This window comes from Acinetobacter lwoffii, from assembly GCF_024129595.1.
GTDB lineage: Bacteria > Pseudomonadota > Gammaproteobacteria > Pseudomonadales > Moraxellaceae > Acinetobacter > Acinetobacter lwoffii_O.
The window spans coordinates 113,457-127,654 of record NZ_JAMXXS010000004.1 but is presented as its reverse complement, the minus strand read 5'-3'; the positions used below and the strand labels follow the sequence as shown (position 1 = coordinate 127,654).

General features: G+C 42.3%; 13 protein-coding genes. 12 read left to right on the top strand and 1 reads right to left on the bottom strand.

What is annotated here, in order from left to right:
• Window positions 1-378: 378 nt before the first annotated feature.
• Window positions 379-942, top strand: a complete 564-nt coding sequence (locus NI466_RS04170) for an NAD(P)/FAD-dependent oxidoreductase (RefSeq protein WP_253144568.1) — start codon at window positions 379-381, stop codon at window positions 940-942.
• Between the two features lie 246 nt (window positions 943-1,188).
• On the opposite strand, the gene ppsR is transcribed toward NI466_RS04170, so the two are convergent.
• Window positions 1,189-2,025 (bottom strand): posphoenolpyruvate synthetase regulatory kinase/phosphorylase PpsR, encoded by an 837-nt coding sequence (gene ppsR / locus NI466_RS04165; RefSeq protein ID WP_004278781.1) that lies wholly within the window; start codon window positions 2,023-2,025, stop codon window positions 1,189-1,191.
• Window positions 2,026-2,179: 154 nt separating this feature from the next.
• On the opposite strand from ppsR, the gene ppsA reads away from it, so the two are divergent.
• The 11 genes from ppsA to dnaB all read left to right on the top strand — a co-directional run bounded on the left by ppsA (window position 2,180) and on the right by dnaB (window position 14,176).
• A complete protein-coding gene (gene ppsA, locus NI466_RS04160; protein WP_004278782.1) occupies window positions 2,180-4,558 on the top strand; it encodes a phosphoenolpyruvate synthase in 2,379 nt (792 codons plus the stop codon).
• A gap of 419 nt (window positions 4,559-4,977) precedes the next feature.
• Entirely contained in the window at window positions 4,978-5,775 is a 798-nt protein-coding gene (locus NI466_RS04155) for an RDD family protein (protein ID WP_004278783.1), read from the top strand.
• Window positions 5,776-6,070: 295 nt separating this feature from the next.
• Entirely contained in the window at window positions 6,071-7,165 is a 1,095-nt protein-coding gene (gene cyoA, locus NI466_RS04150) for a ubiquinol oxidase subunit II (RefSeq protein ID WP_044108868.1), read from the top strand.
• Between the two features lie 3 nt (window positions 7,166-7,168).
• Window positions 7,169-9,157, top strand: a complete 1,989-nt coding sequence (gene cyoB / locus NI466_RS04145) for a cytochrome o ubiquinol oxidase subunit I (protein WP_005252153.1) — start codon at window positions 7,169-7,171, stop codon at window positions 9,155-9,157.
• Between the two features lie 4 nt (window positions 9,158-9,161).
• On the top strand, window positions 9,162-9,782 hold the full coding sequence (gene cyoC / locus NI466_RS04140; RefSeq protein ID WP_004278786.1) for a cytochrome o ubiquinol oxidase subunit III: 621 nt from the start codon (window positions 9,162-9,164) through the stop codon (window positions 9,780-9,782).
• The gene (locus tag NI466_RS04135; protein ID WP_004645410.1) at window positions 9,782-10,108 is read left to right on the top strand and encodes a cytochrome o ubiquinol oxidase subunit IV; all 327 of its coding nucleotides are present in this window, start codon (window positions 9,782-9,784) and stop codon (window positions 10,106-10,108) included. Before cyoC ends, NI466_RS04135 begins: the two co-directional genes overlap by 1 nt.
• A gap of 10 nt (window positions 10,109-10,118) precedes the next feature.
• A complete protein-coding gene (cyoE, locus tag NI466_RS04130) occupies window positions 10,119-10,997 on the top strand; it encodes a heme o synthase (protein ID WP_153566251.1) in 879 nt (292 codons plus the stop codon).
• Between the two features lie 437 nt (window positions 10,998-11,434).
• A complete protein-coding gene (rpsF, locus tag NI466_RS04125) occupies window positions 11,435-11,821 on the top strand; it encodes a 30S ribosomal protein S6 (RefSeq protein WP_004278789.1) in 387 nt (128 codons plus the stop codon).
• Window positions 11,822-11,833: 12 nt separating this feature from the next.
• A complete protein-coding gene (gene rpsR, locus NI466_RS04120; RefSeq protein ID WP_004278792.1) occupies window positions 11,834-12,061 on the top strand; it encodes a 30S ribosomal protein S18 in 228 nt (75 codons plus the stop codon).
• Between the two features lie 9 nt (window positions 12,062-12,070).
• The gene (rplI, locus tag NI466_RS04115; protein ID WP_004278793.1) at window positions 12,071-12,517 is read left to right on the top strand and encodes a 50S ribosomal protein L9; all 447 of its coding nucleotides are present in this window, start codon (window positions 12,071-12,073) and stop codon (window positions 12,515-12,517) included.
• Window positions 12,518-12,733: 216 nt separating this feature from the next.
• The gene (gene dnaB, locus NI466_RS04110; protein WP_253172836.1) at window positions 12,734-14,176 is read left to right on the top strand and encodes a replicative DNA helicase; all 1,443 of its coding nucleotides are present in this window, start codon (window positions 12,734-12,736) and stop codon (window positions 14,174-14,176) included.
• The last annotated feature ends 22 nt before the right edge of the window (window positions 14,177-14,198 follow it).

The following is a 14,198-nucleotide window of genomic DNA, read 5'->3' as shown; positions in this document are numbered from 1 at the left end:
CAAATTTGGGCTGAGAAGAATTTAGCTCAAATTTAACCTGACAGGCACAATAAAAATCAGGTAACTGTCAGATCAGGTTTGAGCTAGTACATGACCAAAAGAAATATATCAGTAAAAGCATTTCTATCGACCTCCTCCATTAAAAAACTTCTTCCCTAAACGAACACTTCACGTCTTTTCCTTCATCCATCTCAGCAAGTTAAAAGTCATTCCTTTTGGATCGCATGTAAATCTATTCAGTCTTCAATAAAATCAGATTTTATATTTTGCTCAAATAGATGACTGTCTAAGTTAAATTTTTCACTTTACCCTGGCTTGAGTTTTTGTTTATATCTCATACAAAGAAAATTAATTATTAAATAAATTCAAGGAATTCTAATGTCTACCAAGCAGGATCCACACGCTGGTATTTTTGAAAATCGCCCCGAACATTTTCAGCAGTTTAATGGAATTAAAGTGCCCTCTTCCGAACTGTTAGAATTGGATTATGCAGATAAAGATATTGCTATTATTGGCACAGATCAGTTTACCGTGAGCCAGCTGGATAAAATCAGTCAACATGCCCGTTCGGTAAAAGTTTTCCAGATTAATCCTGCTTTTGTACTGCCCGGTTCCGACCGAATTCTGCAACGAATTATTAATCACCCATTGATTGGTAAAAATCGCCGCTTATTTAACAACCGCATTAAAAGCTTGCTTTCTCTGCGGTTTTTAGAAAATCAGGTGCAGAATTTGTGGCTAAGACGCCAGTTAATGCCAAATCTTGCATCTTCCCGTAAAATTTATCTGAAATCAGATCATTATTATGCTGCCCTACAACGTGAAAATTGCCGCCTGATTACCTGGCCGATTCTGAAAATTTCGGAAAATACAATTCATTGTATTAATGGTGAACAGCATCCGGTCGATATCATTATTCATACTTATTTAGCAGAAAAATAACTCACGCTGGCGAGTAAAAATGAAAAATTGGTAAGCTGATAATGAGATTTTTATTTACGTATCAAGAACCGACATGATGATTTATTCAACAAAATGAGCAAAGAAGACTCTTTTATATTTCAGAATATGATAGTTGGTATTTTCTTAGAATTATAAAATTCATACATTATTTCGATTAACCAATGCTTACTTGTAATTTTTAGCTATAAATCAAAGCCAAACCGCAGTTTGGCTCTGGCTGGTTTCTTAACCGATTCGACGTTTTAAACCGGTCATTTGCAACACACGTGTTGAGATTTCTTCAATCGACATTTCAGACACATTCAGGTACTTGATGCCTTCCGAAATATAAATTCCTTCAATCGCACGCAACTCCATCTGACACTGACTAAAGCTGGCATAACGGCTATTGGCCTTACGCTCAGAACGAATGGCCACAAGGCGTTCCGCATCAATCATCAGGCCAAACAGCTTGTTTTTATGCGGTCGCAGCACGGCTGGCAGTCGGTTATCATCCAAATCTTCTTCAGTCAGTGGATAGTTCGCCACGCGAATACCGAACTGCAAAGACAGATAAATAGAGGTCGGGGTTTTACCTGAACGCGATACACCAATCAGGATCAGGTCAGCTTTATCATAATGACGGGTACGTGCGCCGTCGTCGTTATCTAAAGCAAAATGAACAGCATCAATACGGGCCTTATAAGACTCAGAGTCGGTCACCGCGTGGGTCTGCCCGACTAAAGTTGTAGGAATCGTGCCTAATTCATCAGCCAACTTACTAATAAGCCCTTCAAATACATCGAGATTTACTGCATTTGCAGTATTAATAATGTCGCGCACATAGGGATCAACTAGGGTATCAAATACCAGCGGTTTTTCACCGTCGATTTGAGCTCTTGCATTGATCTCTGCCACCACATTTGTAGCCGCTTCTTCGGAACTAATGTAAGGGATAATATGAATGTCAAATTTCACATGCGGAAACTGCGCTAACAGCGAGTGTCCAAGGGTTTCAGCGGTGATGGCGGTACCATCTGAAATAAAGAAAACACTACGCTGAATTTGTTTACCTTCCGACATTAAAATTCTCCTCCAACATTTGTCTTAGTGCTATATAATCTTTATAGTAAACCGATCTTACATGACTGTCGCTTAGTAAAATCAAAAACCTAGATGATTTGCTATACTCTCATGCCGAGATAGTGATTAATACTGCAAAAGTGGAGTAACAACTTTGGAAGCGCGCGTAATTGGTCTGGAAAAATTAGGGAAGCACGACGTTGAGCTGGTCGGTGGGAAAAACTCATCACTAGGCGAAATGATCAGCCACTTATCAAATGCTGGTGTATCTGTGCCAGGTGGTTTCGCAACGACTGCCGATGCCTACCGTGAATTTCTCGAGCAAAGTGGCCTAAACGCTAAAATCAATGCAGAGCTTGCTGCACTCAATGTTGATGATGTAAATGCACTTGCTGAAACTGGCGCAAAAATTCGTCAATGGATTGTGGATACTCCACTTACGCCTGCATTAGAACAAGAAGTTCGTACAGCATTTGCAGAACTTTCTAACGGCAACCCTGACATCGCGGTTGCCGTTCGTTCTTCTGCAACTGCAGAAGATTTGCCGGATGCTTCTTTTGCCGGCCAGCAAGAAACTTTCCTGAACATTCGTGGTATCGATAACGTTCTGATCGCGATCAAAGAAGTATTTGCATCTTTGTACAACGACCGCGCAATCTCTTACCGTGTACACCAAAACTTTGCCCATGATGTAGTTGCCCTGTCCGCTGGTGTACAACGCATGGTTCGTTCAGAAACTGGTGCTGCCGGTGTAATGTTTACGCTAGATACTGAATCAGGCTTCCGTGATGCAGTATTCATTACCGCATCTTATGGTTTGGGTGAAATGGTTGTTCAAGGTGCCGTCAACCCTGATGAATTCTATATTTCTAAACCGCTTTTAAATGCAGGCCGACACGCGATCCTTCGTCGCAACCTGGGTTCTAAGCACCAGAAAATGATTTATGGTGAAGAAGCATCTGCAGGTAAATCTGTCGTTGTCGTGGATGTTGAAAAAGCTGAACGCCAACAGTTCGCTTTAAACGACCAGGAATTACAAGAACTTGCTAAACAAGCGCTGATCATTGAAAACCACTACGGTGCACCAATGGACATCGAGTGGGCAAAAGATGGCGATGATGGCAAGATTTACATCGTTCAGGCGCGTCCTGAAACTGTAAAAAGCCGTGAAAATGTCGGCACCATGGAACGCTACCTGTTGAAACAACGCGGTACTGTGATCTGTGAAGGCCGTTCAATCGGTCAACGCATTGGTTCTGGTAAAGTCCGCATTGTGACGTCTATTAAAGAAATGGACAAAGTACAAGACGGTGATGTTCTTGTATCTGATATGACTGACCCGGATTGGGAACCAGTCATGAAACGTGCAGCTGCGATTGTAACAAACCGTGGTGGTCGTACTTGTCACGCAGCAATTATTGCACGTGAGCTTGGTGTTCCTGCAATCGTGGGTTGTGGTAATGCAACTGAAGTTCTTGTAGACGGTCAGGAAGTGACTGTGTCTTGTGCTGAAGGTGATACTGGCTTTATCTATGAAGGCGCACTAGATTTTGAAATTCAAAAGAATTCAATTGAGTCTATGCCCGCTCTTCCATTTAAAGTAATGATGAACGTGGGTAACCCGGATCGTGCATTTGACTTTGCTCAAATTCCAAACGCAGGTATTGGTCTGGCGCGTCTTGAATTCATTATTAACCGTATGATTGGTGTTCACCCGAAAGCATTAATCAATATTGACAGCCTTCCACGTGAAACACGTGCAGCAGTCATGGCGCGTACTGCAGGTTATGCATCTCCAATTGAATTCTATGTAGAGAAACTGGTTGAAGGTATCTCGACACTTGCTGCTGCATTTGCAGACAAGCCAGTCATTGTTCGTATGTCAGACTTCAAGTCTAACGAATATGCAAACTTGATCGGTGGTAAGTTATACGAGCCAGAAGAAGAAAACCCGATGCTAGGTTTCCGTGGTGCAAGTCGCTACGTTTCTGATAACTTCCGTGATTGTTTCGAACTTGAATGTCGTGCATTGAAAAAGGCACGTGATGAAATGGGTTTAACCAATATCCAGATCATGATTCCATTTGTTCGTACTGTTGCTGAAGCGAAACGTGTCATTGAACTTCTTGCATTAAATGGTCTTAAGCGCGGTGAAAATGGCCTTAAAGTGATCATGATGTGTGAACTTCCAACCAATGCTTTATTGGCAGATCAGTTCCTTGAACATTTCGATGGTTTCTCTATTGGTTCAAACGACTTGACACAATTAACACTTGGTCTTGACCGTGACTCTGGTATTGTCTCTCACCTATTTGATGAGCGCGACCCTGCGGTTAAAGCGTTGCTTTCTCTTGCAATTCAAGCATGCCGTAAAGCTGGCAAATATGTAGGCATTTGTGGTCAAGGTCCTTCTGATCACCCAGATCTTGCACAATGGTTAATGGAACAAGGTATCGACTCTGTATCTTTAAACCCAGACTCGGTACTTGAAACTTGGTTCTTCTTGGCTGAAGAAAAAGTGCAAAAAGCATAAGCAATTTTGAATAAAAAAGACCCTTTGATAGGGTCTTTTTTATGAGACAGCTATTATGATTTATTGTTTGAAAATTAATAACTAAAGTCCCAATCTAAAGCTAAACTATTGAATTTATAAAAATAATTAAAAAAAAGCTTATCAACACATGAAAACTGTAATGACAAACAAATACCAACAGTAAAGTCATATCAAAATGGCAATAATAATGAATAACCATTGGATGTTCGGGAAGATATTTTTAAGAATGGTGATCCTTGCAATTTTGTATGGGCGCATTTTTAATAAGAAATATGATTGAAAATCCTTAATTAATCTATATCTTACGATGAGAGAATGTTTGTTTTCAAAACAGAATTCAATACAATCTTGTTCAAAGCTATTATCAGTTCACATTTATATATTGAGATTCAGTCTATATGCAGATTTACTTGGCACGAAACAATCAACAAGCTGGTCCATATACGCTCGAGCAATTGAATCAGATGCTGGCGAATCAACAAGTCATGCTGACTGACCTGGCATGGCATCAAGGCATGACCGAGTGGAAAGCCTTAGGTGAACTTACCCAAGGAAAATCGGTATATCAACCCGAAGGTTATGTCGCTCCAGCAGTCACACCTGAAACGCCGGTATTCCAGAATAGCCAACCAACGACTTCGGCCTACTCACAGCCTCATACTCAAACAGCAACTCAAAAAAATGAACTTGCCAGTATTCCAAGCCGTATCCTGGCCAAAATTGTAGACGTATTACTGTGGCTACCAGCAACCTTCATTTTGACTGCTTTTTTTACGCCTGAACAGGAAACCCGGTTTGCTCAACTGAATGAAGAATTCATGAATGTTGTGCTGAGTAGCGATGCAGATCCTGCAATGGCTCAGCAATTACAGACTCAAATGTTTGAGATGTTTTCTCAGCAGGCGTGGCTTGCCACAGCGGTCTATTTGATTATCATGCTGGCCATTCAAGCCTTTCTGATTGCCAAATCAGGCCAAAGTATTGGTAAAAAGCTCACGAAAATCAAAATTGTAGATGTAGAATCAGGTGAAAAGACCAGCCTGTTGCGCGCTTTTACTATTCGTAGCGTATTTTTCATATTTTTAAATATTGTATTTATGCCACTGAGTTTAATTATTGACTGGGCCTTCGGATTGGGCAAAAAACGTCAAACCTTGCACGATAAACTCGCAAAAACGCAAGTTGTGAAACAATAGTGCAGGAATACACAAAATGGGATGAATATCATCCCATTTTGATTACAGAACTTTGAAATTGAAATAAAATTCCCATAACCCCCCAATCCAGACCAGCAAAATCGGTTTTTATTACAGGCATTTAAAGCGCCCTAGATATAGCTTAGTTCGTGAATCTCAGGCATAATGCCCTACAACGTAGCGGTGTATTGTGATTAATAGGATGTTTTGTAAAATTCAGCCTTTTTTGTCATGTGCACTTTAATCGCTATCCCATATTAAATTAGGGAATGGGACTCTTCACCGAGGTTGTAAAATGAGACAAACGATTTTAGCTGTATTGTCTTTATCTGCGATGACTGCACTCTTGACCGGGTGTGGTGGTGATATGGTACTTCTGAACTCTAAAGGTCCAGTTGCAGCAGGTCAAAGTAACCTGATGATGACTGCGATTTACTTAATGCTATTGGTGGTTATTCCATCAATCATCATGGCATTATGGTTCGGTTGGAAATATCGTGCATCGAATAAAGACGCAGACTATAAACCTACATGGACACACTCTACTGCGATTGAAATTGTAGTATGGGGTATCCCTGTCATTATTATTGGTATTTTAGCTTGGTTAACTTGGTGGGGCTCCCACAAGTATGACCCATACCGTCCAATTGAAGCAGATAAAGCGCCATTAACTGTTCAAGTTATTGCTGAGCAATTTAAATGGATCTTCATCTATCCTGAGCAAGGCATTGCAACTGTTAACGAATTGCGTTTCCCAGAGAAAACTCCGGTAAGCCTTCGTTTAACCTCTAACTTCACGATGAACTCGTTCTTCATCCCGGCGTTAAGTGGTCAGATTTATGCAATGGCAGGTATGCAAACTCACCTCAACCTATTAGCTGATGAAACTAGCCCAGCTGAAGGCTACCGTGGTTTCTCTTCAAACTATTCAGGTTACGGCTTCTCACAAATGCGCTTCCGTGCACATTCTGTGACTGATGCCCAGTTTGCCGAATGGGTTTCTGCTATTCAGGCAGGAAACGGTACTTCAGTTAACCCTAATGCAGTACAAAAAACTGTTCTAGACCAAGCTGAATTTGCAAGCTTACGTGACGGTAACCGCGGTGTTCACCAGATCGAAGCGATTATTGCAAGAGCTAAGACTCCTGAAGAGAAGGCTGCTGCTGAAGCAATGAAGCCTTACCCTACTAAGCCACATCCTGTGACTTACTACTCTTCTGTAGAGCAAGGTTTGTTTGAATCTGTGATTCACAAGTATATGAGTAACTACCACGGTGCTGACCATTCAGCTCCTGTAGAAGCTGCAGCGACTGATGCTGTTGCTCACGAAGCGTCTGCTTCTGAAGCTCATGTAGCTGGTGAACATGCGACTGCTTCTCAAGGAGAATAAGACATGAGCTTCTTAGGTAAGTTAGGTCCGGATGCAATTCCTTACGATCCAATCGTATTGGCAACTGTTGCAATGATGATCTTGGGTGGTATCGCAGTTGTTGCCGGTATTACCTACTTCAAAAAATGGGGCTACCTGTGGAACGAATGGTTCACATCTGTAGACCATAAAAAAATTGGTATCATGTACCTGTTCGTATCGATCATCATGCTGGTGCGTGGTTTCGCCGATGCGATCATGATGCGTCTTCAGCAGTTCCTTGCAAAAGGTGGCGGCGAAGGTTATTTACACCCTGAGCATTACGATCAGATCTTTACCGCGCATGGCGTGATCATGATCTTCTTCGTGGCAATGGGTCTTGTAGTTGGTTTAATGAACATCTCTGTACCGCTTCAAATCGGTGCACGTGACGTTGCATTCCCATTATTAAACTCTTTAAGCTTCTGGTTATTCGCCGGCGCTGCGGGTCTGATGATGGTTTCACTTGCGTTAGGTGAATTCGCTGCAACAGGTTGGATGGCATACCCTCCACTGTCTGGTATCGAATATTCTCCAGGCGTAGGTATGGACTACTACATCTGGGCACTGCAAATTTCAGGTCTGGGTACGCTATTAACGGGTGTTAACTTCTTCGTTACCATCATCAAAATGCGTGCGCCTGGCATGAAACTTATGGAAATGCCAATCTTTACCTGGACATCTTTATGTACAGCAGTATTGATTATTGCGGCTTTCCCAGTGTTGACTGCAACAATTGCAATGTTAACGCTTGACCGTTACTTCGGTTTCCACTTCTTTACTAACGACTTGGGTGGTAGCCCGATGTTGTACGTGAACTTGATTTGGACTTGGGGTCACCCGGAAGTATATATCTTGGTATTACCAGCATTTGGCATTTACTCTGAAGTTGTTGCGACTTTCTCGCGCAAAGCATTGTTCGGTTACAAATCAATGGTGTATGCAACAGTAGCAATCACAGTATTGTCATTCGTTGTATGGGTTCACCACTTCTTTACCATGGGTGCAGGTGCCAACGTTAACGCGTTCTTCGGTATCATGACCATGATTATTGCGATTCCTACAGGTGTGAAAATCTTCTCTTGGTTATTCACCATGTACAAGGGTCGTATTGTTTACACTACTCCAATGCTATGGACACTAGGCTTCCTGGTAACTTTCGGTATCGGTGGTTTAACAGGTGTATTGATGGCGGTTCCACCAGCGGACTTCCTGGTACATAACTCTTTATTCCTGATTGCTCACTTCCATAACGTAATTATTGGTGGTGTAGTATTTGCGATGTTCGCAGGTATCATCTTCTACTGGCCGAAAATGTTCGGTTGGAGACTGAATGAGACTTGGGGTAAAGCAGCGTTCTGGTTCTGGTTCTTCGGTTTCTACTTTGCGTTCATGCCACTTTATATCCTTGGTTTCATGGGTATGACACGTCGTTTGAATACATTTGACAACCCAGAATGGGACCCGTATGTAAATATCGCGATGTTCGGTGCAGTTCTGATTGCGCTTGGTATCGTATGTTTCATTCTGCAAATCGTGGTTGGTTTCTTACAACGTGACCAACGTCTGGATTTGACTGGCGATCCATGGGATGGTCGTACCCTTGAATGGGCGACATCTTCTCCTGCTCCGTTCTATAACTTTGCTCATCTTCCAAAGATCAATGGTATTGATACTTTCTGGATCGAGAAAGAAAATGGTGTTGCGTATGCAAAACCAACGAAGTACGAAGATGTTCATATGCCAACTAACCGTGCTGCCGGTTTCGTTATCGCGATGTTCATCACTGTTATGGGCTTCGGTTTAATCTGGCACATCTGGTGGTTAGTAGTTGTTACGTTCCTTGCTTCTATCATTAGCTTCATCGTGTCTTCTTTCACCAAGAAAGTGGATTACTATGTTCCAGCTGCTGAAGTTGAGCGTATTGAAAACGAACGCTATGCGATTCTTGAAAAACACTTGAAGAAGGACTAAGACAATGGCTGAAGTACTTCATCACGATAACCACGGACACGATGAGCATCATCATCACGATGATACTGATATCACCGTCTTTGGTTTCTGGACTTACTTGATGAGTGACCTTGTCCTGTTCGGTACACTCTTCATTGCGTTCGCTGTTTTGAGTAGCCACATTCCTGTGGGTACTCCAAGTGCGAGAGACCTGTTTGGCGACTCTTTAGGTTTCGTTCTTACTGAAACCTTCGCCCTCTTGATCTCTTCTGTAACCTTTGGTTTTGCAGTTCTTGCTGCATACAAAAAAGACGTTGCAAAAGTACTGACTTGGTTAGCGATTACTTGGGTATTCGGTGCTATCTTCATCGGCATGGAACTATATGAGTTCAATCACCTAGTTCATGCTGGTCACGGTCCAAGCACAAGTGCGTTCTTATCTGCGTTCTTTACTTTGGTAGGTACGCACGGTATTCACGTAACTTCTGGTCTGGTCTGGATGATCGTGCTTATGGTTCAAATCAAGAAATATGGTTTGACTCTTGCAAACACGCGTCGTCTAGCTTGCCTAAGCTTGTTCTGGCACTTCCTTGACATCGTTTGGATCTGTGTATTCAGCGTAGTTTACTTGATGGGAGTTCTGTAATGAGTCACGATCATAACGCTGCTGGCGAATCACACGGTAACGTTAAGCAATATACTGTTGGCTTCATCCTTTCTGTCATCCTTACCGTAATTCCATTCGGTATGGTGATGGCAGGCGGTTTTGGCCGTGGTATCTTGATTACTGTCATCGCGATTACTGCGGTTGCTCAGATTCTTGTGCAGTTAATTTACTTCCTGCATATGAACTCTTCTTCAGAGCAACGCTGGAACGTGATTGCATTCGTGTATACCATCTTAACTATCGCTATTCTTTTAGTGGGTTCTGTATGGATCATGAATTACCTACACTACAACATGATGATCTAAACTGGTCGTCATGCTGAAAAAGTATTTATTCCTGACTAAGCCAGGAATTCTCTTCGGTAACTTTGTTACCACTTTGGGTGGCTACTTCGTAGCCACCCAAGGTTCTGTAGATTTCCTTCTCCTGCTTATTACCCTTCTCGGTACTACGCTTGTCGTAGCATCAGGATGTGTGGTCAACAACGTGATTGACCAGGACATCGACCAAAAAATGCAGCGCACCCAAAACCGTGCTCTGGTCACCAAAACCATTTCCGAACCTGTTGCCTTGGCCTTTGCCCTGGTATTAGGCATCGTTGGTTTTAGTCTTTTATGGTTCTGGGTAAATGCGTACGCTTTCTTATTCGCGGTGATTGGTTTTGTCGTATATGTTGGTTTCTACAGCCTATGGACAAAACGAACCACAATTCATCAAACTGTTGTAGGCAGTATTTCTGGTGCAGCTCCGCCTGTCATTGGTTATACCGCAGTAGCCAATCAATTTGACCTCGGTGCGTTACTGATCTTTTTAGGTTATGCGCTATGGCAAATGCCTCACTCATGGGCGATTGCGATTTACCGCTTTGATGATTACAAAAATGCAGGCATTCCGATCTTGCCTGTGGCGCGTTCGATTCATCGTACCAAGATTGAATCACTGGTTTATGTGGTGTTATTCACGCTGACCATGAATGCGTTATTTGTCTTTGGTTATGCCAACTGGTTCTATGCGGTGATTTTAAACTTACTGTGCATTTACTGGTTGTATATCGGTGTCATTGGATTTAAAGCTGAAAATGATCAACTTTGGGCCAAGAAATATTTCTTGTTCTCGGTGATCCTGATTACTGTCATCAGTATTATCTTTAGCTTTACGTCAACTGCGCCATCTACACAGATTGTGTTTTTTTAAAAAGATAGAGTTAGTCTCTATCTTTTTTATTTTGATTTCTCTTAATCCCCTACTTCCAATAGTTGTAGAGCAGAATCAAAAATTCGGCTTTATAAAGCTAAACCTCGATCTTCCTGATCGCTTAGAAAATTCAATCTTTCTGGTTCCAGACTCCGATCCTTCAGTTTTCTAGATTTTCTGGCCTGATAAGTAAAGCTTGATCTTCGCAACAATACATGTGCTGAATTTAACCAGTCCAAATTTGCTTAAAGCCAAAGTCAGGTTCTGATGATCGATCTGGTTATAGAGATAATTTCGCAAAAATGTCTTATTTGGTTGAAATTATCCCTAAAGATCACTACAATTCCCCCTTCGCAAACACTGCGACACAACTTTGGTTGTGACTCCTTGCTTCAATTTACTTAAATTGGGGCTGTCCAAACCGTAAGGAGCTGACAATGCGTCATTACGAAATCGTACTTTTAGTACACCCTGATCAAAGCGATCAAGTAGTTGGTATGGTAGAACGCTACCTAACTCACATCAAAGAAGCTGAAGGTCAAATCCACCGTCTTGAAGACTGGGGCCGTCGTCAATTGGCTTACCCAATCAACAAGATCCACAAAGCTCACTACATTCTTATGAATGTTGAGTGTGGTCAAACTACTCTTGATGAGCTTGAAGAATTGTTCCGTTATAACGACGCAATCATTCGTAGCCTTATCATTCGTCGTGAAAACGCTATCACTGAAGAGTCACTATTGGCGAAGAGTGCTGAAGAAAAACGTGCGCGTAAAGCTCAACGTGAAGAAGCACAACACGCTCAAGACTCTGCTGAAGCTTAAGGAGAACATAACATGGCACGTTTTTACCGTCGTCGCAAGTTCTGCCGCTTTACAGCTGAGAACGTTACGTACATCGACTACAAAGATATCGACACTTTAAAACAGTACATCACTGAAAACGGCAAAATTGTTCCTAGCCGTATTACAGGTACTAAAGCTCGTTACCAACGTCAATTAGCGTTAGCTATCAAACAAGCTCGCTACTTGTCTTTGATCCCTTACACTGACAATCATAAGTGAGGTTGAGCTGTGGATATTATCTTATTACAACGCATTAAAAACCTAGGTAAACTAGGCGATAAAGTTTCAGTTAAAGCTGGTTACGGCCGTAACTTCCTTATCCCTCAAGGTAAGGCTGTTGCTGCAACTGAAGCAAACACTGCTGCTTTTGAAGCTCGTCGTGCTGAACTTGAGAAAGAAGAAGCTGCTATCTTGGCTGCTGCTCAAGCACGTGCTGACCAATTGAACGAAGTGAACATCGTTATCACTGCGAAAGCTGGTGATGAAGGTAAACTATTCGGTTCTATCGGTACTCGTGACATCGCTGACGCGTTGACAAATGCTGGTCTAGAAGTAGACCGTGCTGAAGTACGTCTTCCAAATGGCGCGCTTCGTCACACTGGCGAATTTAACATCGCAATCCAATTGCACCATGATGTTACTGCAGAAGTTCTAGTTACTATCGTAGCTGAGTAATTTCTCGCCTCAAAAAGAGCATGCGAAAGCATGCTCTTTTTTTATCTCTAAAAAATATAATCTAGCCAACACTGTCAAATTCATTTTATTATTCGTGTTTACAAAAAATTGCACTTCGCATTTTTGATCAGAGCGCGTATCATTTCATCTCGTAGTGAATAAACGCTATTCATCTCCGACGATATTTAACCATTGTATTTAAAATCAGGGATTTATATGTCACAGGCGAATGCCAGCAAAAAGGTAGCTCCTGCTAAACGGGAAATTGTTACTGAAAATAGCAATCTCAAGGAGTTCCGTACTCCACCCCACAATTTAGCAATTGAACAGGCTGTACTTGCTGCCCTTATGACTGTGGCTGAATCTTTTGAACAAGTCGGTGATGTACTGACTGAAAATGATTTTTATGCCACCCGACACAAATATATTTTCCGCGCCATTGAACAGCTCTCTAAAGAAAACTCGCCTTATGATGCGGTTCTAGTGCATGACTGGCTCATCAAACAGAATTTACTCGATGCCATTGGTGGTGAAGAATATCTGATGCAGCTGATGGCAGATTCGCCCTCGAGTTTCTATAACCTTGAAACTTATGCTGGGAAAATTAAAGAGTTTGCTACCCTGCGTAGCATGATTAAAGTTAGCTCTGAAATTTTACAAAATGCCTATGACACCAAAGGCCGTACCGTCAGTGAGATTCTGGATCTGGCTGAAACCAATATTTTCTCGATTGCCGAACAACATAATAACAATGCCAAAGCACAAGGGCCTAAGCCGATCAACTCGGTGGTCGCAGACGTATTTGATAAATTAAATGAACTGTCGCAAATGGAAGGCAGCATTACTGGTTTAACTACTGGTTTTGTGGAACTGGATAACAAAACTTCCGGCATGCAATCCGGTGACCTGATTATTGTCGCGGCGCGTCCTTCCATGGGTAAGACCACCTTTGCCATGAATCTGGTCGAAAGCGTTTTATTCAATAACAATCTGCCTGCTCTGGTCTATTCAATGGAGATGCCTGCCGACTCGATCGCCATGCGTTTGATTTCTTCATTTGGTCGCGTGCACCAGGGACATTTACGTTCCGGCAAAATGGACAGTGATGAATGGTCAAAAGTCACTAGTACCATCGTTCATTTACAAGAAAAAAATCTGTATATCGATGATTCTTCTGCCCTACCACCAACAGAATTACGTGCCCGTGCGCGTCGTATTGCCAAAATGCATGGCGGCAAGCTCGGCTGTATCATGGTCGATTACCTGCAGTTGATGAAAGTCCCTGGCATGGGTGATAACCGTGTTGGCGAGATCTCGGAAATTTCCCGAAGCTTAAAAGCCTTAGCAAAAGAAATGCAATGTCCGGTAATTGCCTTGTCGCAGCTCAACCGTTCTCTAGAAAACCGTCCGAATAAACGTCCGGTAATGTCCGACTTGCGTGAATCCGGTGCGATCGAGCAGGATGCCGACTTGATCATGTTTATTTACCGTGATGAGGTTTATAACAAGGAATCCAAGGAAGCTGGCACCGCCGAAATCATTATCGGCAAACAACGTAATGGCCCGATTGGTACCGTGCGTCTGGCATTCGAAGGTCAATATACCCGCTTTAGTAATCTCTCACCTGAGTTCTATGCTCAGTATGATGACGAAGAGTAATCAAGCTCTCGTCATCACATTT

Coding starts and splice junctions, on each gene's coding strand:
- NI466_RS04170 (WP_253144568.1), top strand. CDS start 379: ATGTCTACCAAGCAGGATCCACACGCTGGTATTTTTGAAAATCGCCCC.
- ppsR (WP_004278781.1), bottom strand. CDS start 2,025: ATGTCGGAAGGTAAACAAATTCAGCGTAGTGTTTTCTTTATTTCAGAT.
- NI466_RS04155 (WP_004278783.1), top strand. CDS start 4,978: ATGCAGATTTACTTGGCACGAAACAATCAACAAGCTGGTCCATATACG.
- cyoA (WP_044108868.1), top strand. CDS start 6,071: ATGAGACAAACGATTTTAGCTGTATTGTCTTTATCTGCGATGACTGCA.
- cyoB (WP_005252153.1), top strand. CDS start 7,169: ATGAGCTTCTTAGGTAAGTTAGGTCCGGATGCAATTCCTTACGATCCA.
- cyoC (WP_004278786.1), top strand. CDS start 9,162: ATGGCTGAAGTACTTCATCACGATAACCACGGACACGATGAGCATCAT.
- NI466_RS04135 (WP_004645410.1), top strand. CDS start 9,782: ATGAGTCACGATCATAACGCTGCTGGCGAATCACACGGTAACGTTAAG.
- cyoE (WP_153566251.1), top strand. CDS start 10,119: ATGCTGAAAAAGTATTTATTCCTGACTAAGCCAGGAATTCTCTTCGGT.
- rpsF (WP_004278789.1), top strand. CDS start 11,435: ATGCGTCATTACGAAATCGTACTTTTAGTACACCCTGATCAAAGCGAT.
- rpsR (WP_004278792.1), top strand. CDS start 11,834: ATGGCACGTTTTTACCGTCGTCGCAAGTTCTGCCGCTTTACAGCTGAG.
- dnaB (WP_253172836.1), top strand. CDS start 12,734: ATGTCACAGGCGAATGCCAGCAAAAAGGTAGCTCCTGCTAAACGGGAA.